At 60.4% G+C, this 26,186-nt stretch carries 28 protein-coding genes and 1 pseudogene; 13 read left to right on the forward strand and 16 right to left on the reverse strand.

From position 1 onward, the window contains the following. Positions 1–17: 17 nt before the first annotated feature. From BKX96_RS05465 to BKX96_RS05475, 4 genes are all read left to right on the forward strand, one after another. Positions 18–260 carry a hypothetical protein gene (locus tag BKX96_RS05465; RefSeq protein ID WP_046816273.1) on the forward strand — a complete coding sequence of 81 codons (243 nt, stop codon included), beginning with the start codon at positions 18–20 and terminating at the stop codon, positions 258–260. Positions 261–271: 11 nt separating this feature from the next. After that, a complete protein-coding gene (locus tag BKX96_RS32800; RefSeq protein ID WP_162837827.1) occupies positions 272–439 on the forward strand; it encodes a hypothetical protein in 168 nt (55 codons plus the stop codon). 86 nt (positions 440–525) lie between these two features. Next, on the forward strand, positions 526–1,107 hold the full coding sequence (locus BKX96_RS05470; RefSeq protein WP_046816274.1) for a hypothetical protein: 582 nt from the start codon (positions 526–528) through the stop codon (positions 1,105–1,107). 386 nt (positions 1,108–1,493) lie between these two features. Beyond that, the gene (locus BKX96_RS05475; protein WP_077182976.1) at positions 1,494–2,171 is read left to right on the forward strand and encodes a type 1 glutamine amidotransferase domain-containing protein; all 678 of its coding nucleotides are present in this window, start codon (positions 1,494–1,496) and stop codon (positions 2,169–2,171) included. 118 nt (positions 2,172–2,289) lie between these two features. Here BKX96_RS05475 and hglS read toward each other — a convergent pair whose 3' ends face one another. The 3 genes from hglS to BKX96_RS05490 form a co-directional block, all read right to left on the reverse strand. After that, a complete protein-coding gene (gene hglS, locus BKX96_RS05480) occupies positions 2,290–3,669 on the reverse strand; it encodes a 2-oxoadipate dioxygenase/decarboxylase HglS (protein WP_077182977.1) in 1,380 nt (459 codons plus the stop codon). Between the two features lie 111 nt (positions 3,670–3,780). Continuing rightward, positions 3,781–4,737 (reverse strand): alpha/beta fold hydrolase, encoded by a 957-nt coding sequence (locus BKX96_RS05485; RefSeq protein ID WP_077182978.1) that lies wholly within the window; start codon positions 4,735–4,737, stop codon positions 3,781–3,783. A 22-nt stretch (positions 4,738–4,759) separates the two neighbouring features. Continuing rightward, complete coding sequence (locus BKX96_RS05490) at positions 4,760–6,211, reverse strand: flavin-containing monooxygenase (RefSeq protein ID WP_077182979.1); 1,452 nt, start codon at positions 6,209–6,211, stop codon at positions 4,760–4,762. Positions 6,212–6,403: 192 nt separating this feature from the next. Here BKX96_RS05490 and BKX96_RS05495 point away from each other — a divergent pair, with 192 nt between their 5' ends. After that, complete coding sequence (locus BKX96_RS05495; RefSeq protein WP_077182980.1) at positions 6,404–7,489, forward strand: diguanylate cyclase; 1,086 nt, start codon at positions 6,404–6,406, stop codon at positions 7,487–7,489. Between the two features lie 621 nt (positions 7,490–8,110). After that, positions 8,111–8,413 (forward strand): hypothetical protein, encoded by a 303-nt coding sequence (locus tag BKX96_RS05500; RefSeq protein WP_077182981.1) that lies wholly within the window; start codon positions 8,111–8,113, stop codon positions 8,411–8,413. A gap of 98 nt (positions 8,414–8,511) precedes the next feature. Here BKX96_RS05500 and BKX96_RS05505 read toward each other — a convergent pair whose 3' ends face one another. The 3 genes from BKX96_RS05505 to astA all read right to left on the reverse strand — a co-directional run bounded on the left by BKX96_RS05505 (position 8,512) and on the right by astA (position 11,634). Beyond that, on the reverse strand, positions 8,512–9,381 hold the full coding sequence (locus BKX96_RS05505) for an oxaloacetate decarboxylase (protein WP_046816281.1): 870 nt from the start codon (positions 9,379–9,381) through the stop codon (positions 8,512–8,514). Between the two features lie 149 nt (positions 9,382–9,530). Further along, positions 9,531–10,562 carry an arginine N-succinyltransferase gene (gene aruG, locus BKX96_RS05510; RefSeq protein ID WP_046816282.1) on the reverse strand — a complete coding sequence of 344 codons (1,032 nt, stop codon included), beginning with the start codon at positions 10,560–10,562 and terminating at the stop codon, positions 9,531–9,533. A 55-nt stretch (positions 10,563–10,617) separates the two neighbouring features. Further along, on the reverse strand, positions 10,618–11,634 hold the full coding sequence (gene astA, locus BKX96_RS05515) for an arginine N-succinyltransferase (RefSeq protein WP_046816283.1): 1,017 nt from the start codon (positions 11,632–11,634) through the stop codon (positions 10,618–10,620). 342 nt (positions 11,635–11,976) lie between these two features. On the opposite strand from astA, the gene BKX96_RS05520 reads away from it, so the two are divergent. Together BKX96_RS05520 and cobF are read left to right on the forward strand one after the other, a co-directional pair. After that, the gene (locus BKX96_RS05520; protein WP_077183144.1) at positions 11,977–12,549 is read left to right on the forward strand and encodes a histidine phosphatase family protein; all 573 of its coding nucleotides are present in this window, start codon (positions 11,977–11,979) and stop codon (positions 12,547–12,549) included. Beyond that, positions 12,549–13,304 (forward strand): precorrin-6A synthase (deacetylating), encoded by a 756-nt coding sequence (gene cobF, locus BKX96_RS05525; protein ID WP_046816292.1) that lies wholly within the window; start codon positions 12,549–12,551, stop codon positions 13,302–13,304. The genes BKX96_RS05520 and cobF overlap by 1 nt, the downstream gene beginning before the upstream one ends. Here the strand turns inward: cobF and ftrA are convergent. After that, entirely contained in the window at positions 13,287–14,267 is a 981-nt protein-coding gene (ftrA, locus tag BKX96_RS05530; RefSeq protein WP_046816284.1) for a transcriptional regulator FtrA, read from the reverse strand. The two genes, cobF and ftrA, sit on opposite strands and share 18 nt — an antisense overlap. A gap of 101 nt (positions 14,268–14,368) precedes the next feature. Between ftrA and BKX96_RS05535 the strand changes: the two genes are divergently transcribed. The 3 genes from BKX96_RS05535 to BKX96_RS05545 all read left to right on the forward strand — a co-directional run bounded on the left by BKX96_RS05535 (position 14,369) and on the right by BKX96_RS05545 (position 17,022). Beyond that, positions 14,369–14,788, forward strand: a complete 420-nt coding sequence (locus tag BKX96_RS05535; RefSeq protein ID WP_046816285.1) for a rhodanese-like domain-containing protein — start codon at positions 14,369–14,371, stop codon at positions 14,786–14,788. Positions 14,789–15,024: 236 nt separating this feature from the next. Continuing rightward, positions 15,025–15,804, forward strand: coding sequence for an L-arginine-binding protein AotJ (gene aotJ / locus BKX96_RS05540; protein ID WP_077182982.1), 780 nt, complete (start codon positions 15,025–15,027; stop codon positions 15,802–15,804). A 105-nt stretch (positions 15,805–15,909) separates the two neighbouring features. After that, positions 15,910–17,022 (forward strand): M14 family metallopeptidase, encoded by a 1,113-nt coding sequence (locus BKX96_RS05545; protein ID WP_077182983.1) that lies wholly within the window; start codon positions 15,910–15,912, stop codon positions 17,020–17,022. A gap of 10 nt (positions 17,023–17,032) precedes the next feature. Here the strand turns inward: BKX96_RS05545 and BKX96_RS05550 are convergent, their stop codons facing one another. From BKX96_RS05550 to BKX96_RS05565, 3 genes and pseudogenes are all read right to left on the reverse strand, one after another. Further along, a complete protein-coding gene (locus BKX96_RS05550) occupies positions 17,033–17,650 on the reverse strand; it encodes a hypothetical protein (protein ID WP_077182984.1) in 618 nt (205 codons plus the stop codon). Further along, positions 17,647–18,138, reverse strand: coding sequence for a DUF2515 family protein (locus tag BKX96_RS05555; protein ID WP_256721385.1), 492 nt, complete (start codon positions 18,136–18,138; stop codon positions 17,647–17,649). The genes BKX96_RS05550 and BKX96_RS05555 overlap by 4 nt, the downstream gene beginning before the upstream one ends. Positions 18,139–18,255: 117 nt before the next feature. Further along, positions 18,256–18,859 (reverse strand): annotated as a pseudogene (locus BKX96_RS05565) (PAAR domain-containing protein); the annotation flags it as partial. Positions 18,860–19,082: 223 nt separating this feature from the next. On the opposite strand from BKX96_RS05565, the gene BKX96_RS05570 reads away from it, so the two are divergent. Beyond that, complete coding sequence (locus tag BKX96_RS05570; protein ID WP_077182985.1) at positions 19,083–19,799, forward strand: alpha/beta hydrolase; 717 nt, start codon at positions 19,083–19,085, stop codon at positions 19,797–19,799. 3 nt (positions 19,800–19,802) lie between these two features. Here the strand turns inward: BKX96_RS05570 and BKX96_RS05575 are convergent, their stop codons facing one another. From BKX96_RS05575 to BKX96_RS05600, 6 genes are all read right to left on the reverse strand, one after another. Next, on the reverse strand, positions 19,803–20,375 hold the full coding sequence (locus BKX96_RS05575) for a DcrB/PsbP domain-containing protein (protein ID WP_077182986.1): 573 nt from the start codon (positions 20,373–20,375) through the stop codon (positions 19,803–19,805). A gap of 323 nt (positions 20,376–20,698) precedes the next feature. Then, positions 20,699–21,373, reverse strand: a complete 675-nt coding sequence (locus tag BKX96_RS05580) for a glutathione S-transferase family protein (protein WP_077182987.1) — start codon at positions 21,371–21,373, stop codon at positions 20,699–20,701. 82 nt (positions 21,374–21,455) lie between these two features. Next, positions 21,456–22,244, reverse strand: a complete 789-nt coding sequence (locus BKX96_RS05585; RefSeq protein WP_077183145.1) for a hypothetical protein — start codon at positions 22,242–22,244, stop codon at positions 21,456–21,458. Positions 22,245–22,495: 251 nt separating this feature from the next. Beyond that, the gene (locus BKX96_RS05590) at positions 22,496–23,677 is read right to left on the reverse strand and encodes an acetyl-CoA C-acetyltransferase (protein WP_077182988.1); all 1,182 of its coding nucleotides are present in this window, start codon (positions 23,675–23,677) and stop codon (positions 22,496–22,498) included. Between the two features lie 11 nt (positions 23,678–23,688). Continuing rightward, positions 23,689–24,354, reverse strand: coding sequence for a CoA transferase subunit B (locus BKX96_RS05595; protein WP_046027772.1), 666 nt, complete (start codon positions 24,352–24,354; stop codon positions 23,689–23,691). Positions 24,355–24,390: 36 nt separating this feature from the next. Further along, positions 24,391–25,089 (reverse strand): CoA transferase subunit A, encoded by a 699-nt coding sequence (locus BKX96_RS05600; protein ID WP_046816298.1) that lies wholly within the window; start codon positions 25,087–25,089, stop codon positions 24,391–24,393. A 175-nt stretch (positions 25,090–25,264) separates the two neighbouring features. Here BKX96_RS05600 and BKX96_RS05605 point away from each other — a divergent pair, with 175 nt between their 5' ends. Then, a complete protein-coding gene (locus tag BKX96_RS05605) occupies positions 25,265–26,164 on the forward strand; it encodes a LysR family transcriptional regulator (RefSeq protein WP_046816299.1) in 900 nt (299 codons plus the stop codon). Positions 26,165–26,186 lie beyond the last annotated feature (22 nt).

Genomic DNA, 26,186 nt, shown 5'->3' on the forward strand with positions numbered 1-26,186 from the left:
CTCTGCTGGAGCCCGCCATGCGCGAAGACCTTACACCGCCCGACCTGGACGCATGGCAGCGCCTGTTCGAAGACGAGGCGTACTGGCAGCAGTCCCCCGACTCCTATTACATGGATTTGCAGCGTCTGGCGGACGATCTGCTGGGGCAGGGCGCCATCGATCTCGAACAATGGCAGGAACTCAAGGCCAGGGCGGAACAATCCCACAAGGACTCCCCGGCGATCAACGTGGCCCGGGAGCTCGATGATCCTGAAGCATGAGGAGGATGCCCATGAAACCCACACCCGATACGCAGCACCCCGACGAGCCTCGGCCGCCCGGAGAAACCGAGCGTGACAACGACGCCCTGCGCCCCACTGATCCGACCCGGCGCAAGGAAAGCGGCAAAGGTACGACCAGCGGCGAATCCACCGCTCAAGAAACTGCGAACACTCCCTGATCAGCGTCTATGCTCATCCCACACACGGCGTTGCGGCTTCGCTTGCGCGCCGTTTGTCATCATTTACCACAGGGAATGTTCTGCCTATGAAACTCAATGCACTGACCAAAGCCGTCGCCCTTGCCACCTTGCTGTCCGCCGCCAGTCTTAATGCCGTTGCAGACGACATTCCGTTGTCTGCCGTCGTGGAAGCTGACCAGATCAGCACCGAAGTCGTCTCGGTCGATGCCGCCAAACATCAAGTGGTGCTTAAAGGGCCGGAAGGTCGCCAGGTTCATGTGCAACTGACCGACAAGGCGAAAAACCTCGGCAACCTCAAGGCCGGCGACCAGGTCGACATCAAGGTCACCCGTTCCGTCGCGGCCTACCTCGACACCGATGTCGACAAAGGCTTGCCGGGCAGCTCGGAGCGTGTCGGTGAAGCCCGCAACGCACCCGGGAACGTCCCTGGCGGCGAAGCTTATCGTCAGGTGCAAGTCCAGCTGCAAATTACCGACATCGACCTGAAGACAAACCAGGTGTCCTTTAAAAACCCGCAGGGGCAAACCAAAACCATCACTGTCGAAGATCCGAAAGTTCAAGCCAAGCTCAAGGACCTTAAAGTCGGACAAAGCGTGTACGTGACATACACCGACATTCTGCAAGTGACCACCAAAGCCAAAAGTTGAGTGATCTCTCAATTGATTGTTCCTGTACAACTTTTGTATAGGAACAATCAACTACTTTGGTCGAACCAGTGAGTTTAAGTTGTTGGTTTTGAATGGTATTTAAGCCGACATCTAATAGGGTATGTATCAGCAAATTTCATGTTTAAGGCGCGGACATATCCGTAAACATCTATTAAAATACATCCCGTTCGCCCGGTGCCAGGGTTCTTTACCAGTGCAAGGATTGCCGAGGCCATTGCACTGGGCGAACTCTTCTACACGATGGATGACTGCACTTTCAATCGAATGAACGGCGCAGTTGTTATGTTCTGAAATATCCACCGGGCTTAAACTTGTAACTAACTGTTATCAGTTTGCCTGCAGCCCCGCGATGGAGTGACGACGACATGAAAATCCTGATGGTTCTAACGTCCCATGATCAATTGGGTAACACCGGCAAGAAAACCGGCTTTTGGCTGGAAGAATTCGCTGCACCCTATTACGCCTTCAAGGACGCTGGCGCTCAACTGACCCTGGCTTCGCCCAAGGGCGGCCAGCCACCGCTGGACCCCAAGAGCGACGAGCCGGATGCGCAAACCGAAGCCACGGAACGCTTTCGCCAGGACCCTTCGGCTCAGTCCGCACTGGCCTCTACCGTCGTACTGGGCACGGTGAAGGCGCAGGATTTTGACGCGATCTTCTATCCAGGCGGGCATGGTCCGCTCTGGGACCTGGCCGAAGACCGGCATTCGATTGCCCTCATCGAAGCCTTTTACAACGCCGGCAAACCGGTTGCGACGGTCTGCCATGCGCCGGGCGTATTGCGTCATGCCAAAGGCGCCGACGGCCAGCCACTGGTCAAGGGCAAGCAGGTCACGGGCTTTACCAACAGCGAAGAAGAAGCGGTGCAACTGACCGATGTCGTACCGTTCCTGGTGGAGGACGAACTCAAGGCCAAGGGCGGGATTTTTTCCAAGGGACCTGACTGGGCGAGCTACGTGCGAACCGACGGCCTGTTGCTGACGGGGCAGAATCCGGCGTCTTCACAGGCCACGGCTGAAGCTTTGTTGGCCAAGTTGAAATGATCACTTTGTAGGAGCCGGCTTGCCGGCGAACTCGTCTTCGAACAGTGCGTAAGTCTTGCGCACGCTTTCGCCGCGATGCGGCGACCCGACAAGCCGGCTCCTGCAGGGGAGGTGTTAATTAATTGCCCAATGCGGCAAGACACTGCTCGATCGAGCGCTGCTGCGTTTGTGCATACAACTGCAGTTCATCAATGGTCGAGCGCCCCAGGGCCTTTTCGAACGCCTGCTGGTTGGAGTGCTCGCCGTAGTGGGTTTGCGCGCCATCCCCCAGGTTTGACTGGAAGATCCCTGCCGCGCTGACCGGCAGGAAATCTTCGTACACCAGCGGTTCAACTCGCAGATACCCGCCACTGACCAGCTCTTCGAGGCTCAAGGTGTCCAGTTCATCGGCCGCCTGGCCTTTTTCCGTCACGAAGTAGCGAAAGAACGCCAGTTCCTGTTGGCGCATGCCCTCATGGGTGTCGGGAAATTCACTGAAGTGTTGCGCCATCAATTCGTTGTAGCGAGCGGCGTTGGCTTCGTTGGGGAAATCCTTGAGCTCGTCCCGTGCGGCATTGAGCAAACGGTCGTACAGCGCCCGGCCTTTGGGTGTCAGTGCAGCGCCGCGTTGTTCGATTTCACCGAAGCGGGCGCTGTGGCTGCCGCGGGTGTCGGCTTGATCGGTGAAAGCGACCGGTTCGTCGAGTGCCTTGAAACTGGTCTGGCGCAGCAGGATAGGGCACTGGCGGCGCGGCGGACCTTCGATTACCGCTTTAGGGGTGATGCCGTGCGCCGGCATTTGCGCCTGCACGATGTCGATGTCTAGGGTGCGCGGTGTCAGGTGATTGATGTGCGGTCCCTTGAACGCCACCACATCGGCAATCAGGCGATGCTGGGCGCTGAGTTTCTGATATTGCTCGGCGGTGACCGTGGCGCTGTGGTGCCAGCGGAAGGTTTCCAGCGACTGTTCAACGAACTCGTCGGCCTCTTTTTCGGTGAGGCCTCCTTGGGTTTCGGCGCGATCGATCAGCCTGAGGGCGGCGGGGGTGAAGATCGAACGCTTGTCCAGCACCGACTGGGCAAAGGCCCGCAGCTCCAGGTCTTCGATCAGTTCCAGGCGCAACAGCGAGGTGAACACCCGGAACGGGCTGACCTGCAACGACGCCTCATGCACGGCACGGAAGGCGGTGGAATGCACCGGCACGCCGGCCGGGGTCAGGTCGTAATATCCCACCGGCTGCATGCCCATTACCGCGAACAGGCGGGCGAGGGTGGCCAGTTCAGCGGCGGTGCCGACCCGGATGGCACCATGGCGCTCAAGGTCCAGGCGCTCGATTTCACCGGTGTTGTTCAACTGTCGGGCCACTTGTGGGTCGCTGTCCAGCACGTGGCGATTGGTCTGTTCCACCAGTTCCATCAGCGCGCCGTACAGCGGCACTTCTTCGCGGTACATGTCGGACATCGCTTTGGAGAAGCGTTGGCGGATCAGGTCGGGGCTGACGAAGCTGGGGTGGCTCATGAATGACATTCCTGGCGCGTGGACGTGAAGGATGGAAGAAAAGATCGCAGCCTTCAGCGACGCCGGCAAACGAAGTTTCTGACGGACTTCATTCTACAAAGGACTGCCAGTTCAGTGCAGTCGTTGATCCTGCGGGCTCTCTGAGCGCAGCGATGCCAAAAACTCCCGATACAGGTGCGCCGAGCCGGCAGGAGATTCAACCATCGGCATGTGCCCGATGCCTTCCCATATTTCCACCCGCAAATCCGCCAGGCCTTTGCTCCAGATGGCCACGCTGCTGACATCGATCAAGCGATCCTTGCGCCCCCACAGCAACAGCGCTGGTGCCTTGATCGCCGGCAGTTTCGGTTCCATGGGCGGGCTGGCGCGAAAATCGCGGAAGATTTCTTCCAGTTCGTCACGCGACTGTTGATAGCGATGGGCGATAGCGTCCAGCACCACCCGCGGTACCCACGGTGGTTCGGCCATGGTCATGCCATAGAAGTATTTGAATTCTTCCCGGGAGTGAATCAGGAACGGGTTGTGCCCCTTGGCCAGATGCCGCTCCAGGTCACTGGGTTCCGGTTCGGTCACCCCGGCAGGGTCGAACAGGGCGAGCGAGGCAATGCGCTCCGGATAGTGGGCTGCCAACCAGGCGGCGATGTAGCCACCCATCGAGTTGCCGATGACATGGACCTTGTCGACCCCGCAAACATCGAGCAATTGGATCATTCGCTTGGCTTGCAATGGTATGTCATAGCCGCCGCCCGCCTTGAAGCCGGTTTCGCCGTGCCCGGCGATGTCGGGAATGATCACCCGGTAATTGCCGACAAAGTGCCGGGCAAATCGCAGCCACAGGTTCTTGTCGGCACTGAAGCCGTGCAGCATCAATACATTGCTGGACGCCTCATACGGCCCGCCTTGCCAGGTCGAGACGGTCATTTCGGCGATGGGCACGACGATCTTGTGCAGCTTGTACAACCTGGCCTCGACGGCCACGCTCAAGTCATACAGCCAGTAACCGATCGCCGGGTAGCTCAACCAGCTCCAGGCGGCGAAAACCGCGATAGCAACAACCAGTAAAAGCATCAGGCGTCTTCCTTCTATCTGATCAGGACACTATGTGATCAGCCGGTTTCAGGGTTCGGGTCAAACGGTGAAAGCTGAAACTGAACCCTGGAAACATGGCAATCACATGACCGCTCTTGCTTTGATACCAACTGTGGCAGCCTCCGGACTTCCACACCGTACGCTGCATTTCTCTATGTATCATTTCAGTGTAGGTACGTTCTGCCTCGGGGCGTACTTCGATGCTGCGCAAACCGCATGCTTTTAACGTGCGAATGCAATCGAGGATGTAGTTCATCTGCGATTCGATGATGAACAGCGCCGAAGTATGGCCAATACCGGTGTTCGGCCCGGTGACGATAAACAGGTTGGGAAAGGCCGGCAGACTGGTGCCGAGGTAGGCCCTTGGGTACTGCACCCAGATGTCTGAGAGGCGTATGCGGTTTTTACCGCTGACGGGGTAGGAAATGACCCCGTCGGTGGCGTCGTAACCGGTGGACCAGACGATCAGGTCCAGGTCGATGTGCTGGCCGTCCTGCATGACGATGCCGGTTTCATCGATGGCGGCGATGCCCTGTTCGCGGCTGTGCAATGTCACGTTAGGGCGACCCAGCGCGGGGTAAAGGGTGCTCGACAGAATCACCCGTTTACAGCCGATGGTGTAGTCCGGTGTCAGTTTGCGCCGCAGTTCGGCGTCCGGCACCTGGCGCTTGAGGAAGCGCAGGGCTTGGTATTGCACCATTCGGATGGCCGGTTTCGAGTATTTGAAGGCAATCACCCGGGTTTCAAATTGCCAGTAGATCATCCAGCGCAGCAGCTTGTAGGCCGGCTTGATTCCCAGCAACCAACGCTGGAAACGGCCGAAGGTGCGGTCAGCCCGAGGCAGCACCCAATGCGGCGTGCGCTGGAATACATGCAGGTGCTCGACGTCCGGGGCGATTGCCGGAATCACCTGGGCAGCACTGGCGCCACTGCCGACGATGGCGACACGCTTGTGCCGGTAATCGTAGGAATGATCCCAATTGTTGGTGTGAAAGGTTTTGCCTCCAAAACGCTCCTGCCCTTCGAAGTGCGGGACCACCGGTTGGCTCAAGGGCCCGGTGGCATTGATCAGGAATTGCGCATGAAAGGTGCCCTTGGCGGTGTGCACCGCCCAGTGTTTTTGCACGTCGTCCCACTCGACGCGCTCGACATTGGCCTGCAGTTCCACCTTCTCCAGCAGGCCGAAGTGCTCCACCACGTAACGGGTATAGCGGTGCAGTTCAGCCTGTTCGGCGAACATCTGTGTCCAGCGGTAGGGGGCGAACGACAGCGAATAGAGCGGCGAGGGCACGTCGACCGCGGCGCCCGGGTAGGTGTTCTGGCACCAGGTGCCGCCGAAGAAATCCCGCCGTTCCAGCAGGCGAAAGTCGGTGATGCCGGCCTTGAGCAAATTGACCGCCGCGCACTGGCCGCCGAAACCGCTGCCGATGATCAGCACTTGAAAGGTCTGCATGGGCCTCCTGTTCAACATCGAGAATCAACCCTTACCTTCATGTATAGCCGTTTCTGCAGGCGTAACGATTTTGCTGGCGACGGGAGCTCGATCCGTCAGGCGGTGATGGCTATTTGATCTTGCCCTGTTAGACTTCGGGCACACTTGCAATCCCGGTGTGAACAGGTTTCGTTCTGTGGTGCAGAGGTCCCAATGGGAAAGAAGGGAGGAAAAGGACTTTCACTGGCCAGGAGGCTCTACACATCGCGCGTCCTCGGCCTGGTGTTGGGGTTGATATGCGTGGGTGTGGCGATGTACCCGCTGGACCCGGCACCCTGGGTATGGGGGCTCATGCTGTTCAACGGCCTGCTTTGGCCGCACCTGGCCTACCTGTGGGCGCGGCGCGCCAAGGCCGCTTATCACGCCGAACACCGCAACCTGTTGATCGACGCGTTCATGGGCGGCTTCTGGGTCGCCGCGATGCAATTCAATCCGCTGCCCAGTGCAACGACCATTTCCATGATGGCAATGAACAACGTGGCCATCGGCGGACTGCGCTTTCTACTGGCGGGTACGGTCGCGCAGGTCCTCGGGATCGGCGTCGGCTGGTTGATCTTCACGCCGCTGTTCATCCCTGAAACAACCCAACTGCAGCTCTACGCCTGTTTGCCCCTGATGTGCTTTTACCCGCTGGCGCTGGGCTTGATCTGTTTTCGCCAGGCGCATACCCTCGGCCAGCAAAAGCGCGAGCTGTTGGCCCTGAGCCGTACCGACAGCCTGACCGGCCTGCTCAATCACGGCGCCTGGAAGGATCAGCTGGAAGTCGAGTTCCAGCGCTGCCAACGCCAGCATCATGGCGGGGCCATCGCGCTGATCGACATTGACCACTTCAAAAGCATCAATGACACCTACGGCCATGTGGCCGGTGACATCGTGCTGCGCCAATTGAGCAAGATGCTCAAGCAGAACCTGCGGGCCACCGACGTGGCCGGGCGTTATGGTGGCGACGAGTTCTGCGTGATCCTTCCCGACCTGCCCCTGGGCAGCGCCGCCGCGGCCATGGACGCCCTGCGTGACCGCTTCGCAACCTTGGGCTACGAACAGAATCCGGCCCTGAAAGTCAGCCTGAGCATCGGCCTGGCGGCCTTCAACGCCCGCCACAGCGATGCGACCCTGTGGCTCAACGACGCTGACCAGGCGCTGTACGAGGCCAAGACCACGGGGCGCAATCGGGTTATCTGCTGCAGCAATGACCGGCCTCATCGCCCATCTCTCGCGGCCGTACCCGATCAACTGTAGGAGCTGGCTTGCCAGCGAAGACGGCCTGATAGCCAATCCATTTCCCACGGCCGTACCCGATCCGCTGTAGGAGCTGGCTTGCCAGCGAAGGCGACCTCACAGGCGACGAATATCTTTCCGGTGTACATATCCATTCCTGCGGTAACAGCCACCAATGGTTTCGCCCTTACGGCGAGTCACTTGGAAAAACGGAACGCCGGCCAGCCCCACGTAACCATGGGCTCTTGCCCCTGGTGTTCGGTGCCTCGCCTAGGCTCGGCAATCAAGATCAAAAGCCAGAGCCAGCTCAAAACCACTCGCTACTCACCCACGACGAGTTCCCACGTAAGAGCGTCGCAGCGATCAATACATGGCGCACAACTTTCCAAGACGTTTCCTACAACGTACCCTGTTGCCGCGTTTCGGCATCGACTCCTATAGTTCGGGTTCGCGGAAAACTCCGCGACCGACCTTGGCCGGTCGGAATCTGAAACGTAACAGCGCTGCATGTTTATGGCGGCTGTGCGCGGGACATCTTCGGGTGTGCCGGTCTTTCAGGTACCGGTCGGCCAACCCGCACACGGCTGCCACCTTCATTTCGCTTGGCCGCGAATGGTGGTAGCTCAACCTGAAGTTACTCGTATGTTTGACCAAGTCATGCCCCGTTACCTCCCCATCGACACCTACGACGCCGTTAACCCGGTGCTCTTCATCAATACCCACAAAGAACTCAGCGACATGGCGGCCTGCGCCATGCACCGTTTTACCGTAGTGCGCGACCTGGCGGACACCCTGTCCAGCCTCAATCTCAAAGATATTTCCGATTATGATCTGACGCGGGTGACCCGTGCCGTGCATCTGCTCATGCGCGAAGGTTGCGCCATGCTGGATGTGATTCAGGCGAGGGCGTTGCAGCGGGAGGAGGGGTTCAAGACTACGGTCTGACGGAAAACGCAACGGCCAAAGATCGCAGCCTGCGGCAGCTACAGGATAGGGTGGTCCCGATGTAGCTGCCGCAGGCTGCGATCTTTCAGCGTCGGCGTTTACTCCTTAACGTGCATGAACTCTTCCGCCCAACGGATATATTCCTCCGGCTGGGTGTAGGTATGCGTCAGTTCGGTCGCGCTCAGGTCCGATGCCTGGGTGAATATCTGGCGTTGTTCGCGCAGGCTGTCGTACGTTGCCTTGATCGCGGCGAAGTAGGCGCCGTGGCCGTCGATGACGACGCGCACGCCCAGTTCGGCCAGGCGTTTGTCGTCACGCAACAACGGATTGCCGTAGGTCACCAGCATCAGTGGCACGCTCAGGTGCTCGGCGATTTGTTCGAGGTGGTCGAAATCCTTCACCCCAACCATGCAGATGCCGTCCGCACCGGCGGCCTGGTATTGCTTGGTGCGGCTGATGATCTCTTGGACCGGCAGGATGCCTGCGTGGGTCCGGGCGATGATCGCCATTTCCTTGTCGCAGCGGGCTTCCAGTGCCGCGCGAATCTTGCCGACTCCTTCGGCGACCGTGATCAGGTCGGTGGACTTGCGGCCAAATTGGGCCGGCAGCAAGGTGTCTTCGATGGTCAGGGCGGCCACACCGGCTCGTTCCAGTTCGACGATGGTGCGCATGACGTTGAGCGCGTTGCCGTAGCCGTGGTCGGCGTCGGCGATCACCGGCAATTGGGCGACGCGGCCGATGCGAGTGGCCTGTTCGGCAAACTCGCTGAGGGTGATCAAGGCAAAGTCAGGGGCACCCAGTACTTGCAAGGACGCGACCGAGCCACCGAGGATCCCCACTTCGAAACCCAGGTCCGCGGCGATGCGTGCCGACATCGGGTCGAACACCGACGCGGTGTGATAGCAGGTGTTTGACGCGAACAGTTGACGAAAATTGCGGCGCAAATCTTGATGAGAAAGCCTGGACATATGAGTTCCACCAATGGAAATGGAAGGGCTTGAGCAAAAGTGTCAACGCCGAAGAAGTGAAAGGCTATCACGGGGGCAAGTCTTGAATGATGACGAATTTAGCGCTTTTACGGCCAAAGGCGTCGATCTTGAGGCGAGGCAGGGTTCGTTCAGGCGGTCACGGCATGCCACTGTCGATTGGGCAGCGGCACCGCACGCACCGAGTCGCCGGGTTGCAGCTGCAGGCGTTTGGCGGTGAGACGGTCCACCAGCAGGCTGTTGCCCGTCAGGCGCGCCGGGGCGGCGGTGATGCGACAGTTTTCCAGGCGGCGATTGTGGATCAGCCAGATCGGTGCCTGGTCGTCCGGGGTGTCGATGACCAATGACAGATGTTGACTGTCGCGCACGGTTCGAATGGTCGAAAGCGGCGCTTCGATGACCGGGCCTGCGTCGAAGATGTCGATGTAGCCCTGATGAGAGAATCCTTCAGCCGTAAGGATTCTCAGTGCCGGCTCGGCATCGGGGTGCGGCTTGCCGATCACGGCCTGGGCCTGTTCGGTGAGCAGGCAGGCGTAGAGCGGTTGCCGTGGCATCAGCTCGGCGATGAACGCTTTGTTGCCCAGCCCCGACAAATGATCGGCATGACTGAAATCCATCTTGAAAAAGTGCCGGCCCACGCTGTCCCAGAACGGTGAGCAACCTTTTTCGTCGGCACTGCCGCGCAGCTCGGCGATCAGTTTCTCACCGAACAGGTGCGGGAACTCCGCCGCCAGCAACAAGCGACCCAGCGAGAGCAGGCGGCCGTTACTGCCCCGGCGTTGATCGGGACGCAGGAACAGCGAGCAGAGTTCCGATTGACCGGTCATTTCATTGTTGAGGAACAGGGTCGGGATTTGTCGCGAAATACCCAGGTTGGGTGAAGCATTGACCGTCAGCCCGACCCGATAGTTGTACCAGGGCTCGCGCAGGCCGATCGCTGCGCTGATGGCGCTGACGCCGAGCACTTGCTGGTCGTCGTCTTCAAGGACAAACAGGTAATCGGCATCGGCGCGTTCGACCTGTTCGGCAAAGGTTCTTTTGACCCAGCGCAAGCGGTGGGTCAGGCGCTCTTCATCGACCAGCGGTGTCAGGCCGCGACCGGCCAGGCGTGCCAGCGCCAGCAAGGCGGGCAGGTCGGTCACCTGGACCGGGCGCAGAATCATGCTGGCGCGCCTTGTGTGCGGCCGTTCGGGCGTTGTCGACACTGGCGTGTTCTGCTCACAGGGCGATCAGCCGGATGCTGCTGCCTTCGGTGACCTGCAGCGCCTGGCACATCTCGCCGTCCAGCCCCAGCGGTTGACCTGCGCGGTAGTCGAGATCGGCGACGATGGCGCGAAAGTGCCCAAGCGAATCATTGCTGACCAGGTAGCGGCCGCGGGCATCGATGGACGAAACGGCCAACACCTGGGCGGTCTGGCTCTGCGCGATGGAACGAATGTCGCCGGTGCGTGCCTGCAGCGTCGGGCCGCCATCGAACAGGTCGACATAACCGTTGGTTTCGAATCCTTCGCGCTCAAGGATATCGAAAGCTTCCTGGCCGTCGGGGTGGATGCGCCCGATGCAGTCTTGCGCGGCCTGGGGCAGCATCGGCACGTAGATCGGGTATTGCGGCATCAGGTGGGCGAGGAACGTCCGGCTTTCCAGGCCGCAGAGCCGCTCGGCCTCAACGTAGGATAGGTCGAAGAAGTGCTTGCCCACAGCGTCCCAGAAGGGTGAGTGGCCGTTATCGGTGCTGTAGCCGACGATTTCGCTGATCACCGCGTCGGCAAAGCGTTGCGCATGGGCGGCAATGAACAGCAGGCGCGCACGCGACAACAATTCTGAGTGCGGCGTGCGCACCCGCGCCGAATCGATATGGAAGCCGCGTAGCAAGGTGTGCCCGTTGAGGTCATGGCACAGCGACAGTGCAGGCACGCCGTGCTCGATGTTCAGCTCGCGCGAGGCACTGGTGAAAGGGCGGTTGCGCAGGCTGTAGAAAGGTTCGCTGAAACCGGCCGTGGCGACGATTTCCGAGCAGCCCAAAAGGCGCCGGTCTGCCTGGTCTTCCAGGACGAAAAAGTAATTCTGCGGGCCGGGACTCTCGACGTTCTGTTGCAGTGACATGCAGGCGTCGAGAATCCTGTCGCGCAAGCGTGCGCTGTCATCGGGTAAGGACGTGACGCCCACCAGGCTTTCGCGGGCCAATCGCTGCAACTGGGGCAGGTCGGTTAGTTGCACGGTGCGCAAGACCAGCATGGGTGCACTCCTGTATCAAAGGGCTCGGTGACCGGCCTTCGCATGAGGGCATCCCGGCTCCTGCTGGATGAGGTGTATCGTTAATCCGTTGAAAACAGTATTTCTATAAGGCGCACTACATGTCTAGTTAATTTTGACGGGACATTCCCCCGGTCGAGCAGGCAGGAAAAGGCTGTCAGCGGCAGATGAAGGGGATGTTGAATAATCGTGTAGGGCACCGCCCTCGGAGCGCGATTGAATCGTTGAAATTTCACCCCCTGAGGATCTTTCTTACGGCACAATTGGGCAATGACTGACGGTCAGGTGCCGATTTTCCTTTCTATCCATAGAGTGATTTTTTTCGTGCAGGCGACCCGTTTGACCCTGATCTGCCACGCTCGAACCCTTGCACAGAAACTGGCGCGCTTTCCTGCGGACGAACCCCTGGAGATGGACTGGCAAGCGGCGCGGGGTTCCCGAGGCGCTCGCTTCAAGGAGGCCTCGCGCGTGTTGTGCGGTCCGGAGTTGCGCACCCGACAGACTGCGGAGCTTTTCGGCAAGCGCCTGGAAATTGTCATGGCCCTGCGCGATTGCGACTTTGGCGATTGGCGTGGCGTACGAATCAACGAGTTACAGAAAAACCAGCCCGATTCACTGCAGGCCTGGCTCGCCGACCCGCGCTCGGCGCCCCACGGCGGCGAGTCGGTGGCGCAACTCGGCGAGCGAGTCGCCGCCTGGATGAAAACCCTGGAAACGTTGCCCGGCCATGTGGTTGCCGTGACCCATCCATTCGTCATGCGTGGCGCATTGATGCAGGTACTGAAGGGGTCGGCATTCAACCTGATCGATGTCGAGCCGCTGTCGATGATAGAACTGCAGTTTCATGGTTGCTGGCGGCTGCGGCTGCCCGGCAGCGATAACGAGGGGATGTCATGATGAAAAAACTATTGGTCATCGGCATCGGCGCCGGCAACCCCGACTACATTACCCTGCAGGCCGTGAAGGCGCTGAACCGGGTCGATGTGTTTTTCATCATGGACAAGGGCCAGGACAAGGACAAGCTGATTGACCTGCGCCGCGAACTCTGCGAACGCCACATCACCGATCCGCACTACCGCTTTGTCGAGGCCCAATGCCCGGAGCGCGAGCGCGGCGAGGTGGACTACAAGACCAGCGTCGATGCGTTGAACCTGGTCAAGCAGCAAACCTTCGAGCGCCTGATCAACGAGGAACTGGCGCCCGACCAGTGCGGCGGTTTCCTGGTGTGGGGCGACCCGGCGTTGTATGACAGCACCATACGCATCCTGCAGGCGATCCTGGCTTCGGGCCGCTGTGCTTTCGAGTTCGAGGTGATTCCCGGCATCACCAGCGTCCAGGCGCTGGCCGCGCAGCACAAAGTGCCCCTCAATCAAATCGGCCGCTCGGTGGAGATCACCACCGGCCGGCGCCTGGCAGCGGGGCAGGTGGGCGATGCCGACAGTCTGGTGGTGATGCTCGATGCCCAGGATGCCTACCATCATGTGGCCGATCAGCAGACGCAGATCTACTGGGGCGCCTACCTGGGCACCCCGGATGAAATCCTCATCAGCGGCAAACTCGAGGACGTGGCGCAGCAGATCGAGCGGGTGCGCAAGGCGGCCCGGCAGGCCAATGGCTGGATCATGGACACTTATCTATTGCGCAAGCCCTGAAGCACGCGCTCGCCCAAACCGTTCCCTGTACACCGACGGTGGCACGCCGACCACGTTGCGAAACGCCACGCGAAAGCTTTCCACCGAACGATAACCACAGTGCTGGGCGATCTGCTCGGTGTGCTGGTCGGTGCTTTCCAGCAATTCCCGGGCGCGCCCCAGGCGTTCTTGCTGCAACCAGGTCTTGGGCGACTGGCCGCTGGCTTCGGTGAAACGGCGCAGGAAGGTGCGCTCGCTCATGGCGGCTTTGCTGGCCAGGTCGCGTACCTCCAGCGGTTCGTGCAATCGCTCCCGTGCCCACTGCATGACGCGCGAAAGATCGCTGCGCGGCGCAGGGCTGACCGGCGTCGGAATGAACTGCGCCTGGCCCCCGGTGCGTTGCGGTGACATCACCAGGCGCCGCGCGACTGAGTTGGCCACCTGGGTGCCAAAATCCCGCGTCACCAGGTGCAGGCAGGCGTCGATGCCCGCAGCGCTTCCGGCCGAGGTGATCAATTGTCCGGAATCGACGTAGAGCACGTCCGGGTCCACCAGGATGTTCGGATAGCGTTCGGCCAGTTCCGCGGTGTAGCGCCAATGCGTGGTGGCGCTGCGACCGTCGAGCAAACCGGTAGCGGCCAGCACGAACACCCCCGAGCAGATCGACAGCAACCGCGCACCCCGCGCATGGGCGTGGCGCAGGGCAGTCAGCAGCGCCTCAGGTACCGCTGCCTGACGGTCGCGCCAGCCGGGAATGATGACGGTCCGTGCCTGTTCCAGCAGCTCCAGGCCGCCATCGGCCAATACCTGAATACCGCCCATGGCGCGCATCGGCCCTTGATCGACGGCCGCGATTCGATGGCTGTACCAAGGGAAATCGAACTCTGGCCGTGCCAGGCCAAAAATTTCCACGGCGATGCCGAATTCGAAAGTACACAGGCCGTCGTAGGCCAGGATCACGACCAGTCCTGGAGAAGCATGCATTTGGCGGAAAGTTCCCGGTGAGTGTCTTGTGCGCCACTTTAGCCGTAGAAGGCGGACAGATAAAGTCTGTTCACACCGACCGACATCCCGGAGCACTGCCCATGACCAGCCTCGTCCGCGAAATTCCCGCCGCCCCTTCGGCCATTGCCTTGATGCATTTCAGCAACCGCCTGACATTCGAAACCGACTGTTCTGACGTTTACGCCAGCCAGCAGGCCGGCGAAGTCGATTTCATTCTGGTGGATGTGCGGGGGCCGTTGGCGTTCGACCGCGGGCATGTGCCGGGTGCGATCAACATTCCCGGGCGACTTCTTACCGCCGAAGGTTTGCGTGCCTACGCGAAAACCAGCCTGTTCGTGGTCTATTGCGCAGGCCCCCACTGCAATGGGGCGAACAAGGCGGCGGTGAAGCTGGCGGCGCTGGGGTACCCGGTTAAGGAAATGATTGGCGGTGTGACCGGATGGCTGGATGAAGGGTTCGAGTTGAGTGCGGCGGGCGCCGCTATCGGCTGCGCCTGCTGAACCTGCCTGTACTCGATCTACCGTAGGAGCTGGCTTGCCAGCGAAGGCGGCCGAAAGACCAGCCCAATGCCCAAGGAGGCCTTCGCCGGCAAACCGGCTCCTTTCCATAACTATTTGTCGCTTCATACTAATTTACCCTGTGAAAGCCGCTCTAGACTGCCGGCCACTTCGGTCCCACCGCCACAAGCTAGCGACCGAAAGCTGCCAATAAAAGTCTCCGCACACAGGAGTTATAAATGAAGAAGCTAGTGATGTTCGGTGCCCTGGCACTGTCGATGTTGTCCCTCACCGCCGTGGCCGCGGATACCAAGCCAATTCGCATCGGTATCGAAGCCGGTTACCCACCATTCTCGATGAAAACCCCCGACGGCAAGCTCACCGGCTTCGACGTGGACATCGGCGACGCCCTGTGCGAGCAGATGCAGGTCAAGTGCACCTGGGTCGAGCAAGAGTTCGACGGCCTGATTCCGGCACTGAAGGTCAAGAAGATCGACGCCATCCTGTCGTCCATGACCATCACCGACGATCGCAAGAAAAACGTCGATTTCACCATCAAGTACTACCACACCCCGGCACGTTTCGTGATGAAGGAAGGTTCCGACGTCAAGGACCCGTTGACCGAACTCAAGGGCAAGAAAGTCGGTGTACTGCGCGCCAGTACCCATGATCGTTTTGCCACCGAAGTGCTGCAACCGGCAGGGATTGTCCTGGTGCGCTACGGTTCCCAGCAGGAAGCCAACCTGGACATGGTGTCCGGCCGCGTTGATGCGCTGCTGGCCGACTCGGTCAACCTGGACGACGGTTTCCTGAAGACCGACGCCGGCAAGGGTTTTGCTTTCGTGGGGCCTGAGTACAACGATCCGAAATACTTCGGCGGTGGTGCAGGCATTGCCGTGCGCAAGGGCGATACCGCCCTGGCCGAGCAGTTCAACAAAGCCATTACCGATATCCGCGCCAACGGCAAGTACAAGCAAGTGCAGGACAAGTACTTCAAGTTTGACGTCTACGGCGAGTAATCGAGCCGTTAAAAAATGGCCCCGTTAACGCGGCGGCCATTTTTTTCGCCCATGATTTATCCTGCCCAACCCATTTCCCCACCGTTGGAGAATCGGAGTCTTCCCATGCAACGCATCGACCATTTGCTGCCCTGGAGCCACCTGGGAACCGAGCGCACCCTCAGCGTATTCCGTTATGGCGCGGGCACTCGCAAGGTCTACATCCAGGCCAGCCTGCACGCCGATGAACTGCCGGGCATGCGCACCGCCTGGGAGCTCAAGCAGCGCCTGGCCGAACTGGAAAGCCAGGGCCAATTGCAAGGCGTGATCGAACTGGTGCCGGTGGCCAACCCCATCGGTCTTGACCAGCACCTGCAGGGCAGCCACATGGGTCGCTTCGAACTGGGCAGCGGCAAGAACTTCAACCGCTCGTTCGTCGAACTGAGCGCCCCGGTGGCGCAAAAGGTGGGTGATCGCCTGGGCAGCGATACCGAGGCCAACATCGCCCTGATTCGCCAGGCCATGGGCCAGGTGCTCGACGACCTGCCGGCCCCGGCGTCGCAACTGGAAGCGCTGCACCGCCTGTTACTGCGTCACGCCTGCGACGCCGACATCAGCCTCGACCTGCATTGCGATTTCGACGCGGCGATTCACCTCTACGCCTTGCCGCAACACTGGCCGCAATGGCAATCGCTGGCGGCGCGCCTGAAAGCCGGGGTGGCGTTGCTGTGCGAGGATTCCGGTGGCAGTTCGTTCGACGAGTCCTGCTCTTCACCCTGGTTACGCCTGGCCAGGGCTTTCCCCGAAGCCGCCATTCCTCCGGCCAACCTGGCGACCACGCTGGAGCTTGGCAGCATGGGCGACACCCGGGTCGATCAGGCCCAGGCCAATTGCGAGGCGATCCTGGGCTTTCTCGCCGAACAGGGTTTCATCAAGGGCACCTGGCCGGCGGCACCGGGCGAGTGCTGCGAGGGCATGCCGTTCGAAGGCACCCAATACCTGTTCGCGCCGCATCACGGCGTGGTCAGTTTCCTGCGCGAGGCCGGTGAATGGGTGGAGCAGGGCGATCCACTGTTCGAAGTGGTCGACCCATTGAACGACAAGGTCACCACCGTGCGCGCGGGCACAAGTGGCGTGCTGTTTGCGATTGATCGCGGGCGCTATACGCAACCGGGCACTTGGCAGGCGAAAGTGGCCGGGCGCGAGCCGATTCGGGTTGGGAAGTTGATCAATGATTGAGGGGGGAGGGTCATTCCACGCCGCGTGATCGGTGGATGCCTAATGTGATGAGGTAGCGCTCCTCTGTGGGGCGCTTGTCGTACTTGAAGCGATTGACCACCAGCATCAGTTGGTACTTGTCACCTGCTCGCCAGTAAGCCGTCCCGCCTTTTTTTGCATCGCGCAATTGGGCCCGCCATTGCGGGGTGTCGGCGAACGAAGGGAAGTCATTGACCCGGATGGGTACCCAGCCAGCGTTGCGCCATTGCTCCTGCAGATCCAGTACGACCTTGAGGGTGTCGTCGAGCAATAGTGGTTCGATTTGTGGGGACATGTTGACACCGTTGATTGACTCATCACGATTGAACGTAACCGTAAAGTAGCGTGCCAGTGGAGTTATGAACCCATATTGAGGATCGATGAAACGAAGACGGGCATCCGACTTGGGCAAGCGCCCCCAAAAGTGCCCGGCGATGGCTGGATCAATGGCCGCACTGGAGCGACGGCGCATATCCTCCCAAGGCTCGCCAATCAACAGGGCAATTTCCGGCTCATCTGATAGGGCCTCAATCGCTGCCAATGTCAGGAGGGCCGCGACCGCCAGTGCCAACGCACCACGACGCCAGCCCACGCGTTGCAGCAGGCTCATCGCACGCCTCCACCCCAGGCGATATCCCGAATCGATTGCTCAATCAGCTCGCGCTGGTTGCTGCGTAGTAGATCATCAAACTGCTCTGCGGCTCTAAGTACGAAGGGCATGCACTGATTGATATCGGCCAGGTTGGCACTGAGGCTGTCGCTGAAACCAATGGTGCGTCCGTCGTCGATGCGGCGGCACTGACTGACCAACGTCAGTTCGATGGCTTCAGCGGCGCCAGACGGGATACCGCTCAGGTAGGAAAGATGATTGCTGTACAGCAATGAGCTGAATCGCCAGTCGTTGTACATCGCTGGTTGTAGAATATTCCGCTGCTCGTGCCAGGCCAGGTGTTCAACGCTCTCGGCGATGTTACCTGCCTCAATCGCCTCGAAGGCCAGGAGGATTTCATCATGGTCAATTCCGAATTTTAGTGTTTCCTCTCCGACCGGCCATAGCATGGTCGAGGAAGCAAAAACCGACATGGTGCGCTTCTTCATGTACTACAACCGCACCAGGCTCCACAGCTACAACAACTACCTGTCGCCAATAGCTATGGAGCAAAAAGCGGCATAAACACCGTAATCGGTGTCCGGGATTACTTGACCAGTTCAACCCACCTGTTTCGAGGCGAAAGCCGCAAGACCTGCCCACTGGAATCGCGAATCGAGGCGCCACAGCTGCGTGTAGGCGGCATTGATTGCCTTGTTGCGCGCCTTCGGGTCGGCAATCAGTTTGCCGCCCGGCGCCACGACGTTTTCGACCCTTTGCTGATACCCGCGCCAAAGGTTTTCACAGGCTGTCCCTGGCCCTTCGCTGAGCGTGGGTGTGGGTGCCCGCGCTGAAGCGAAACTGGATGGTTGCGGTGGTTGGGGGCAACTGGCGCGGCTTCCTGCTGCGGGGCACTCCTCGCGGCTTGCGGCGCAGCACCCTGACTGGACTCATAGGTGGCGGTGGTAAACGAGGGGTAGAGCCCGGCCTTGCAGGGACAGCTGCTGTGGCTGTCCAGCGAGCCAGCGAGCCAGCGAACAGCCTGCCATGGCTGTTCATGTACGAGATGCCACCGACGATTTCATAGGTTTTGTCGTTCTTGCCACAGGAAACCGGATCCCCGGCGCGAGCGTGGGCGAAGCCAAACATCATGATGCAGGTATCGGTCTCCAGCACCTCGCCGCCACAACTGGTCTTGTCACCCTTGCGAATGAAATATCCCTTAGCCATCGCTTGAACTCCTTGTCTGTTGACGCGCGAATTGCTCCCACTTCCATGGAAATGGAGGAATGGCAAAATGCCGCGCACAGGGTTCTATGCAAGGGTGTCAGGCGTAAATCAGACCTTTCCTTGTCTGCTGTAGGCTGATTCCATAACGGGGCCGGTGCTGGGAGTCGCTGCGACGAAGGTGCTAGTCTCTGTCCCGAATCCTGCGCACGGTGAAGGAAGGTTTATGCTGAAGTTTCTCGCTCTGTTCACGCTGCTGGCATCCGCCACTGTCCACGCTCAACCCCCCTTGCAAAGCGACCTGCCGCTCAAGTACCTGGAGCAGGCCAACGCCGATTCCCGCGAGCAGCCCCTGGTGATTTTTCTCCACGGCTACGGCAGTAACGAGCAGGATCTGTTCGACATCAAGGATGAGTTACCCAGCGAGTACAACTACCTGTCGGTGCGGGCGCCGATGGTGATGCAGGAGTGGAGTTACCAGTGGTTTCGCAAGAAGGGCGAAGGTGCCTACAACGGCGAAACCGATGACCTGAAGTCGAGCGGCCAGTTGCTGCTGGATTTCGTCGTACAGGCGACGAAGAAATATCACACGCAACCGGAGAAGGTGTTCCTGGTGGGATTCAGCCAGGGCGCGATCATGTCCTACGAAGTCGCCCTTCGGCATCCCGAGGCGGTGGGCGGGATTGCCGCGTTGAGCGGGCGGATTCTGCCGGTGCTCAAGTCTGAATTGAAGCCTGATGAAAAACGCCAGTCGCTGGCGATTTTCATCGGCCATGGCACGGCGGACCAGCGTCTTCCCTTGAGCGATGGCACCGAGGCCAACAGCCTGCTGCAGAGCATTTCACTGGAGCCCGAGTTCCACGCTTACCAGGGTGTCGGCCACAGCATCAGTGCCGAGGAGATGCAGGACTTGAGCGCCTGGTTGCAGCGCCGCAATCCCTGAGGCTCATTTGCCGCTGACGATCTGCTTGATCAGGGTTTCGTGGGCGGCCATGTCGCCGGGGCGGGAAATGACCTGAATCACCGTCATGTGGTTGCCCGAAGCCGCCATCAACGTGGTATTGAGGGTCATGCCACCGCCCTGGGTGGCAGTGCTGTCGACCTGGCGCACGCCCAGGCCGGTGTTCTTCAGGGTCAGGCTTTTTTCGCTGAGCTTATTGTAGTCCGCCAGGGCCTTGTGTTGCGCCGCGTCGAAGTCGGCCGCCGTGCCGTCGAGGAACTCACCGTCGTTGTCCTTGACCTTGACCCCTTCGGGCAGGCTGTTTTGCGCGGCGATCACCACGGTCTTGGTGGTTTCGTTCGAATACATGGTGCCGCTCGCACCGGTGGGGCTGGCGGGCAACGGATTGGCCACGAAACCCTTGGGCAGGGTGAAGGTGAACTTGCCATCGAGCAGCGAGACTTTCTGGCCCTGCACCGTCTCCTTCGCAGGAGCCTTGGCCGCCTGCACATTCAAAGCCCCCAGGCTGGCAGCCGCTGCCAGCAACAGGACAACGGCTTTTTTACTCAACAGTGACATCGGAATCTCCAGGGATGGTCGCGCGGTGGGGCGTGATCATCCCATGGCGGCTGCGAGATGTTCCAGCATGGGCTAACGGACGGTCGTTGATGCTTCGGTATCAGGGGTATTCCTGCCGGGCATGTAACGCACTCAGGATCTGGATTTGATCCGTCACTCGTCCGACGGCCAACCTGAAAAATATGTAGGAAACAGGCTCGATTTTTTGATCTCCGTTGCCGCATGTAGGATCTGAAAAAACCAGTAGCCGATACCCTGTGGCGACGGCAGGTCACCACAAGGGTCGGGCGCAGTCACACCTCCCGACGTACGTCGGGAACGTGTTACTCAGCCTGGTTCTGCGGAAACAGGCTGCGGCGGGTTTCTTCGTCGAACTCAGCCTTGAGCACCAGTTTCTCTTTCAGGCCGTGGGCGCGTTGGGCCGCCGGGCGGGCGCTGATTTCATCGAACAGGCGCTTGACGTTCGGATACGCGGCCAAGCCGTTTTCGCCGAGGATGTAAGGCGCATAGTTGGCCCAGCCCCAGAGGGCCATGTCGGCGATACTGTAGGTGTCACCCGCCAGGTACTGATGGTCGGCCAGGCGCTGGTCGAGCACGCGGTAGTGGCGTTCGACTTCCTTGAGATAACGGTTTTTCGCGTAGGGCAGGTCTTCCGGTGCATGGTGCAGGAAATGCACGGCCTGGCCGGAGAAGGGCGACAGGCCGGTGGCGATGAACATCAGCCACGACAGCAGTTCGGCATTTCCGGCAGCGGTGTGCGGCAGGAAGCGCTGATGTTTTTGCGCCAGGTGCAGCAGGATGGCCTGGGAGTCGAAGACCGTCGCGTCGCCATCGACCAGGGCCGGAACCTTGGCGTTCGGGTTGATCGCGAGGAAGGCGGGCAAGTGCTGCTCGCCCTTGAAGGTGTCGACGCCGATCAACTCATAGGGCGTCTGCAGTTCTTCGAGCAGCAGGGCGACTTTCATCGGGTTCGGCGAAGGATGGAAAAAGAATTTCATGGTAAAGGCCTCAGTCGGAGTGGGTTGGAACTGAGGCTGATGGTGGGGCAAACCTGTTCGATTGACGCACGAGGATATTGCGCTACTCGTTCGAAATGGTTGAACGTGTTGCCAGGGGCGCAGGTTTTGCCAGCAACCGCCGGGTGACGCCGAGCATGGCCACCGAGACGGCAACGCCGATACCGAAACCCATCAGGCCCAGGCTCGGCAAGGTCAGCGTCACGACCAGGCAGAAGGCCGAAAATGAATACATCCCGGTGGCCGTCGCCCGCAGCAACGCGGCGGTAAACGCCGGGCCTCGGGTTTGCTGGGAGAACACCGCCATCACACTGCCAAGTACCGGGAACACGGCGAGCAGGCCGCTCCAGCGGTCGCCAACGGTGCTGGCGAGCCAAGTGACGGCCAAGGTCAACAGAGCGCCGGCGACCATTCGCAACAGCAGTTTGTCGGACTTCGGTGCCGGCCCGGAAACGATCGGCTGCACCGCCGGGAACAGGTAAGGCGCGGCCAGCAGTGCGGTGGCGGCGGCAAGCACCGAGAGTGGCAGCGACGGCGGGAGCAACGACAGGACCACGGCGACCAAGGCCCAGACCAGCATCGAGATCGTCAGCGCCAGTGGCCATTTTGCCCGTTGTGCGACCTGCGCGTAGGTCACGCAGAAGGCAATCATGGCGAACATTGCCGACAGTGCAGCCATGGCCGATTGGGCGGCGAACGCCTGGCCCTGTTCGATGGCGAGGAAAAACAGTATCGGCCCGACCACCACCGGCAACCCCGACAACCAACCCGCGACACTTGGCCCCCAGCGTTTGCCGGCCAGGGAAATAAGCAGCAGGAAGCCTGGAATGACCAGCAGTTTGAGCATCAACACGCGCACTTCTCCGTCCTTGTATGTGGCGGCAACGTTAGCAGATTTGCTCTATAGATTTGCGGGTTTTGTATACAAAGCTATGGCGTCCTGATCAGTGGGACGAACAGCTGGTTGAGTCTGCAGCCTTTCAGCTGACGATAATTCGCGGAACCGAAAAAAAAGAACCCGGTGCGACGTGAGTCGCACCGGGTGTTTTGCCAGGCGGCGGCGGATCTTCGTGGGTCCCCGCGCCGTCTGTAAACGCTGTTGGCTTAAGCGCGTTCGAGCGCCAGTGCCACGCCCTGACCACCCCCGATGCACAGGGTGGCGAGGCCTTTTTTGGCGTCGCGCTTGATCATTTCATGCAGCAGGGTTACCAGCACGCGGCAACCCGAGGCACCGATCGGGTGGCCGAGGGCGATGGCGCCGCCGTTGACGTTGACCTTGTCCAGGTCCCATTCCAGGTCCTTGGCCACGGCCAGCGATTGCGCGGCGAAGGCTTCGTTGGCTTCGATCAGGTCCAGCTGGTCAATGTTCCAGCCGGCCTTGTCCAGGCAGCGGCGTGTGGCCGATACCGGGCCGATGCCCATGATCGCCGGGTCCACGCCTGCGTTGGCGTAGGCGGCGATTGTCGCCAGGACCGGCAGGCCCAGGGCCTTGGCTTTTTCGGCGCTCATCAGGATCACGGCGGCGGCGCCATCGTTCAGCGACGAAGCGTTACCGGCGGTCACCGAACCGTCCTTCTTGAAGGCCGGCTTGAGCTTGCCCAGGGATTCGGCGGTGGTGCCGGCCCGTGGTTGCTCGTCGGTGGCGAAAGACAGTGGATCGCCCTTGCGCTGGGGGATCAGGATAGGCGTGATCTCATCGACAAAACGCCCGGCTTCAATGGCAGCCGTGGCTTTCTGCTGCGAGGCAGCGGCGAAAGCGTCCTGTTGCTCACGGGTCAGGTTGTACTTCTCGACCAGGTTCTCGGCGGTGATGCCCATGTGGTAATCGTTGAACGCATCCCACAGGCCGTCGCTGATCATGGTGTCGACGATTTGCGCGTTACCCATGCGCAGGCCCGTGCGGGCGCCCGGCATGACGTAGTTGGACAGGCTCATGTTTTCCTGGCCGCCGGCGATGATCACCTCGGCGTCGCCGCAACGGATGGCCTGGGCGCCCAGGTGCAAAGCCTTGAGGCCCGAACCGCAGACCTTGTTCAAGGTCATGGCCGGCACGGCGAACGGCAGGCCGGCCTTGATCGACGCCTGGCGCGCAGGGTTTTGCCCGGCGCCAGCGGTCAGCACCTGGCCCATGATCACTTCATCGACTTCGGCCGGGTCCAGGCCGGTTTGCGCCAGCAGCTGACGGATCACCGCTGCGCCCAGGTCAACGGCGGATACGGTTGCCAGGGAGCCCTGGAAACTGCCGATGGCGGTGCGTGTGGCGGCAACAATGACGACTTCTTGCATGGAATGATTCCTCACTGGGCAGCGAACTGCATTTCCGGAACGTGGTCCGGCACGATCAGTTTACCAGCGGTTTTGGCGACGATTTCCTCGACGCTGACGCCTGGAGCACGTTCCTTGAGGATAAATGCGCCATTTTCGATCTCCAGGTAGGCGAGGTCGGTCAGAACGCGCTTGATGCAACCGGCGCCAGTCAGCGGCAGGCTGCAGTGGTCCAGCAACTTGGACTCACCGTCCTTGGAGGCGTGGGTCATGATGACGATGATGTTGTCTGCGCCGGCTACCAGGTCCATGGCGCCGCCCATGCCCTTGACCAGTTTGCCGGGAATCATCCACGAGGCGATGTTGCCCTGCACGTCGACTTCGAAGGCGCCCAGTACGGTCAGGTCGACATGGCCGCCGCGGATCATCGCGAAGGATTCGGCCGAGGAAAAGATCGAGGCGCCGGTACGGGCGGTCACGGTCTGTTTGCCGGCGTTGATCATGTCGGCGTCGATGGTTTCTTCAGTCGGAAACGGACCCATGCCGAGCAGGCCGTTTTCCGACTGCAGCATGACTTCCATGCCTTCGGGGATGTAGTTGGCGACCAGGGTCGGAATGCCGATGCCCAGGTTCACGTAGAAGCCGTCCTGCATTTCGCGGGCGACGCGTTGAGCCATTTGTTCGCGGGAAAGTGCCATTGTCGTTATTCCTTCATTCGGTCCGGGGGCAGGGGATCACTTACGCACGGTGCGCTGTTCGATGCGCTTTTCGAACGTGCCGCAGATGATCCGGTCGACGTAGATGCCTGGGGTGTGGATCTGCGCCGGGTCCAGCTCGCCGGGTTCGACGATTTCTTCGACTTCGACCACGGTGATCTTGCCGGCGGTAGCGGCCAGCGGGTTGAAGTTCTGGGCGGTGTGGCGATAGATCACGTTACCGAAATGGTCGGCTTTCCAGCCTTTGACGATGGCGAAGTCGCCGGTGATGGATTCTTCCATCAGGTACTTGCGGCCATGGAATTCGCGCACTTCCTTGCCCTCGGCAACAGGCGTGCCCACGCCGGTGGCGGTGAAAAAGGCCGGGATGCCGGCGCCGCCAGCGCGCATTTTTTCAGCCAGGGTGCCTTGTGGGGTCAGGATGACTTCGATCTCGCCTTTGAGCAGTTGCTCTTCGAACAGCTTGTTTTCGCCGACGTAGGAGGCCACCACCTTGCTGATCTGACGGTCGGTCAGCAGCACACCGAGGCCGAAACCGTCGACGCCGCAGTTGTTGGAAACCACGGTGAGGTCACGGGTGCCCTTGCGCTTGATCTCGTTGATCAGGTTTTCCGGAATCCCGCAGAGGCCGAAGCCGCCAGCGATCACGGTCATGCCGTCTTCAAGACCGGCCAGGGCTTCCTCGTAGGAACTCACGCGCTTGTCGAAACCTGCCATATGCACCTCTTTTATTCTTGATGGGCGGCTGGCTAGCCGAATGGTATTGAGTGTCGCGCCACGGGATTCATTTGTTAAGTTGTTTTTTTGGCTTGATTGATTGATAAAGCTCATTAAACCACTGCTTCAATCTTGCCGCTTGAAGCTTGTCGCTTACAACTGGAGCAAAGCGACCATGACCATCAAACAGATCCGCGCCTTCCTGGCCGTGGCCCAGAGCCTGAGCTTTGCGGTGGCCTGCGAGCGCCTGCACCTGTCGCAATCGGCCCTCAGCCTGACCATCAAGGCCTTGGAAGAAAGCCTGGGCGGGCGGTTGTTCACCCGCAACACGCGCAATGTGGCGCTGACCGCCGAGGGCGAAGCCCTGGTGCCGCTGGCGCGCCGCCTGATCGCCGACTGGGACAATGCCGAGGATGAGCTGCGTCAGCGTTTCACCCTGCAGCGTGGGCGCGTGACCCTGGCGGCCATGCCGTCGTTTGCCGGCAACCTGCTGCCGCCGATCCTCAAGACATTCCGCGCGCGCTATCCGAAAGTCAACGTCACGGTCAACGATGTGATCAACGAGCAGGTACTGGAAATGGTTCGTGACCGCCAGGTGGAACTGGGCGTGGCGTTCGAGCCGAGCCAGAGCTCGTCGCTGCAATTCACGCCGCTGTATATCGATCGTTTCGTGGCGGTGGTGCCCGCCGATTCGCCGTTGGTCGAGCTAAACGAAGTCGACTGGCAGACGTTGCTCAAGGAACCCTTCATCACGTTGCAGCGGCCATCGACGGTGCGAGTGATGCTGGAGGAACACTTGCAGGCCCGGGGCATGAAATTGCCGGTGGAGTTCGAAAGCCATCAACTGGCGACGGTTGGACGCATGGTCGCCAGCGGGCTGGGCGTGAGCGCGGTTCCTGCATTGTGCGCAGGGCAGATGCGTGAACTGGGGGCGCGTTGCATCACCTTGCGTGATCCGGTGGTAGAACGCGCGCTTGGCGTACTGACGTTGCCTGGAGGGGAACTGTCGGCGGCGGCGCAGGCGTTGTTTGATGTGCTGAAAGAAGAAAACCTGGGTGAACGCTTCACCCTGTAGGCGCTGGCTTGCCAGCGAAGGC

The sequence above is a fragment of the Pseudomonas putida genome (assembly GCF_001976065.1).
Classification (GTDB): Bacteria; Pseudomonadota; Gammaproteobacteria; order Pseudomonadales; family Pseudomonadaceae; genus Aquipseudomonas; species Aquipseudomonas serbica.

Excerpts from the sequence above, each read along its gene's own strand:
- BKX96_RS05465 (WP_046816273.1), top strand. The coding sequence starts at position 18 with ATGCGCGAAGACCTTACACCGCCCGACCTGGACGCATGGCAGCGCCTG.
- BKX96_RS32800 (WP_162837827.1), top strand. The coding sequence starts at position 272 with ATGAAACCCACACCCGATACGCAGCACCCCGACGAGCCTCGGCCGCCC.
- BKX96_RS05470 (WP_046816274.1), top strand. The coding sequence starts at position 526 with ATGAAACTCAATGCACTGACCAAAGCCGTCGCCCTTGCCACCTTGCTG.
- BKX96_RS05475 (WP_077182976.1), top strand. The coding sequence starts at position 1,494 with ATGAAAATCCTGATGGTTCTAACGTCCCATGATCAATTGGGTAACACC.
- hglS (WP_077182977.1), bottom strand. The coding sequence starts at position 3,669 with ATGAGCCACCCCAGCTTCGTCAGCCCCGACCTGATCCGCCAACGCTTC.
- BKX96_RS05485 (WP_077182978.1), bottom strand. The coding sequence starts at position 4,737 with ATGCTTTTACTGGTTGTTGCTATCGCGGTTTTCGCCGCCTGGAGCTGG.
- BKX96_RS05490 (WP_077182979.1), bottom strand. The coding sequence starts at position 6,211 with ATGCAGACCTTTCAAGTGCTGATCATCGGCAGCGGTTTCGGCGGCCAG.
- BKX96_RS05495 (WP_077182980.1), top strand. The coding sequence starts at position 6,404 with ATGGGAAAGAAGGGAGGAAAAGGACTTTCACTGGCCAGGAGGCTCTAC.
- BKX96_RS05500 (WP_077182981.1), top strand. The coding sequence starts at position 8,111 with ATGTTTGACCAAGTCATGCCCCGTTACCTCCCCATCGACACCTACGAC.
- BKX96_RS05505 (WP_046816281.1), bottom strand. The coding sequence starts at position 9,381 with ATGTCCAGGCTTTCTCATCAAGATTTGCGCCGCAATTTTCGTCAACTG.
- aruG (WP_046816282.1), bottom strand. The coding sequence starts at position 10,562 with ATGATTCTGCGCCCGGTCCAGGTGACCGACCTGCCCGCCTTGCTGGCG.
- astA (WP_046816283.1), bottom strand. The coding sequence starts at position 11,634 with ATGCTGGTCTTGCGCACCGTGCAACTAACCGACCTGCCCCAGTTGCAG.
- cobF (WP_046816292.1), top strand. The coding sequence starts at position 12,549 with ATGAAAAAACTATTGGTCATCGGCATCGGCGCCGGCAACCCCGACTAC.
- ftrA (WP_046816284.1), bottom strand. The coding sequence starts at position 14,267 with ATGCATGCTTCTCCAGGACTGGTCGTGATCCTGGCCTACGACGGCCTG.
- BKX96_RS05535 (WP_046816285.1), top strand. The coding sequence starts at position 14,369 with ATGACCAGCCTCGTCCGCGAAATTCCCGCCGCCCCTTCGGCCATTGCC.
- aotJ (WP_077182982.1), top strand. The coding sequence starts at position 15,025 with ATGAAGAAGCTAGTGATGTTCGGTGCCCTGGCACTGTCGATGTTGTCC.
- BKX96_RS05545 (WP_077182983.1), top strand. The coding sequence starts at position 15,910 with ATGCAACGCATCGACCATTTGCTGCCCTGGAGCCACCTGGGAACCGAG.
- BKX96_RS05550 (WP_077182984.1), bottom strand. The coding sequence starts at position 17,650 with ATGAGCCTGCTGCAACGCGTGGGCTGGCGTCGTGGTGCGTTGGCACTG.
- BKX96_RS05555 (WP_256721385.1), bottom strand. The coding sequence starts at position 18,138 with ATGAAGAAGCGCACCATGTCGGTTTTTGCTTCCTCGACCATGCTATGG.
- BKX96_RS05570 (WP_077182985.1), top strand. The coding sequence starts at position 19,083 with ATGCTGAAGTTTCTCGCTCTGTTCACGCTGCTGGCATCCGCCACTGTC.
- BKX96_RS05575 (WP_077182986.1), bottom strand. The coding sequence starts at position 20,375 with ATGTCACTGTTGAGTAAAAAAGCCGTTGTCCTGTTGCTGGCAGCGGCT.
- BKX96_RS05580 (WP_077182987.1), bottom strand. The coding sequence starts at position 21,373 with ATGAAATTCTTTTTCCATCCTTCGCCGAACCCGATGAAAGTCGCCCTG.
- BKX96_RS05590 (WP_077182988.1), bottom strand. The coding sequence starts at position 23,677 with ATGCAAGAAGTCGTCATTGTTGCCGCCACACGCACCGCCATCGGCAGT.
- BKX96_RS05595 (WP_046027772.1), bottom strand. The coding sequence starts at position 24,354 with ATGGCACTTTCCCGCGAACAAATGGCTCAACGCGTCGCCCGCGAAATG.
- BKX96_RS05600 (WP_046816298.1), bottom strand. The coding sequence starts at position 25,089 with ATGGCAGGTTTCGACAAGCGCGTGAGTTCCTACGAGGAAGCCCTGGCC.
- BKX96_RS05605 (WP_046816299.1), top strand. The coding sequence starts at position 25,265 with ATGACCATCAAACAGATCCGCGCCTTCCTGGCCGTGGCCCAGAGCCTG.